This is a genomic window from Streptomyces sp. MBT65 (genome assembly GCF_016612545.1).
In the GTDB taxonomy this organism is placed as follows: Bacteria; Actinomycetota; Actinomycetes; order Streptomycetales; family Streptomycetaceae; genus Streptomyces.
Genome location: NZ_JAENRY010000601.1, coordinates 1 through 1,642, shown reverse-complemented (window position 1 = coordinate 1,642; position 1,642 = coordinate 1). Strand labels below are relative to the sequence as shown.

Genomic DNA, 1,642 nt, shown 5'->3' with positions numbered 1-1,642 from the left:
CCCCCACCCCCCCCCCCAAAAAAACCAGTCACCGCCCGATCAACCGGCAACGGCGGACCGGGCGGGAGCGTGCTGGGCCCGCCGCTCGTCGACGGGATTCTCGACCTCCGCAACAAACCGATGCGCAGGCTTCTCCCCGGCCCCGGCCGCAGCCGCACGCCGCGGTGGCCGACCCGCCGCCCCCGCAGTCGCCGGGACGGGCGTTGGCGTAGGCGCGCTGAGCGTGAACCACACGACCTTGCCGGACTCGCCGTCCGGCCGTACCCCCCAGTTCTCGCTCACCGCCGCGACCATCGCGAGCCCGCGTCCACAAGTGGCCGTAGGGGAGACCTCGTCGATGTCGCCGACGACGGGAAGCCGGGGATCGTGGTCACGCACGGAGACCGTGAGCTGGTCGAGGCGCACCTCGATCTCCACGACGCACGTCTTGTCGGGCTGGGCGTGCCGGTGGACGTTGGTGAGGAGCTCTGTGACACCGAGCGCGGCCCGGTCTATCAGAGGATCCAGATGCCAGTAGCGCAATTGCGCAGATACGATTCTGCGGACCTGGCCGATCCGCGACGGCAGGGCTTGGAGCTCCACCGTGCAGTGCCTGCTTGGGTGACTGATCACGGCTGCGACTCCCCGACTGAGGTCCGGAAGAACACGGAGTTCGGATCCAGCAGGGTGGTCAAGAGAAACGGCCGCCTGCTGTTGTGTCCGGCGGGCTGGTTCGCAGCGTTATCGCCGGTAAACCCAGAGTGACGTGAGACCAGAGTGACTCAGGGGCCGCGGTCCCGCAACTCGCGGCTGGCCACTGATGTTCCATGACGCGAATCAGACCCCTGCGCGGCGCGCATCAACTGCTCCACGGCCGCAGCCAAGGCCACCGCCACAGTCGCAGCGAAAGCCACCGCGAAGGCCACAACCAAAGCCGCCGCCAGGGGGCGCCCACACCACCGTCATGGCACGACCGCCGTCACGGCACGGCCCCCGCCGACGCTCGATCACCGTCACGGCGCAGCCCCCGTCCCGCACGATCCCCGCCACGGCACGACCACTCCCCGTTTCGGCTGGCCCCGCCTCGTTTCAGCCGCCCCGCCCCGCCGCCTTGCGCACGGCCTCGATGAACCGTCGTGCCGCGGGCGGGCCCGGCTGCCCGGGCGCGGGGTCGTGCTCGCCGAGGGTCAGCAGGTACCTGTTGCCGTTGAGGTCGGCCAGTGCCCGGTCCTCAGGGGCGAACCAGGGTTTTGACGCCCGCACCGCCTGCACCGGCGCGCTGTCGATCTCGCTGCCGTAACTGGTGAGCAACTCCAGCCTGCCGTCATTGATCCGGACCTGTCCGGCCCGGGTGAGCGAACGCAGCCGCTTCCCGATGCGCACGCCCGTGGCCGTGAACTCCGGCTCCGCCATGCTTCCCCGCCCCCTTGCTCCCTTTGCTCCAGGACATCTGGTGATCCAGTGTGCGCCCCCGTTCAGGACGTTCGTCCCGCTCCGGTGCAGTCTGCCCGCCGAGGGCGTCGAGCACCAGTACGCACCAAGCGGTCACGGTGAGTACCCGGAGCACTCGCACGAGTGCGCCCCCCGATCCCCACCGAAGCCCGCCCGCAAGCCCACCGAGGCCCAGCTGCACACCCACCGAGGCCCAGCTGCACACCCACCG

Annotated in this window: 2 protein-coding genes; both read right to left on the bottom strand. The window is 70.3% G+C overall.

The features are described from left to right. Positions 1–39: 39 nt before the first annotated feature. Complete coding sequence (locus tag JHN63_RS50860; protein ID WP_200691909.1) at positions 40–612, bottom strand: ATP-binding protein; 573 nt, start codon at positions 610–612, stop codon at positions 40–42. A 456-nt stretch (positions 613–1,068) separates the two neighbouring features. Beyond that, positions 1,069–1,392: a hypothetical protein gene (locus JHN63_RS50855; RefSeq protein WP_019058105.1), complete on the bottom strand. Its 324-nt coding sequence runs from the start codon at positions 1,390–1,392 to the stop codon at positions 1,069–1,071. Between the last annotated feature and the right edge of the window lie 250 nt (positions 1,393–1,642).

Bases quoted from the DNA above. Each gene is read 5' to 3' on its own strand.
- JHN63_RS50855 (WP_019058105.1), bottom strand. From the start codon at position 1,392: ATGGCGGAGCCGGAGTTCACGGCCACGGGCGTGCGCATCGGGAAGCGG.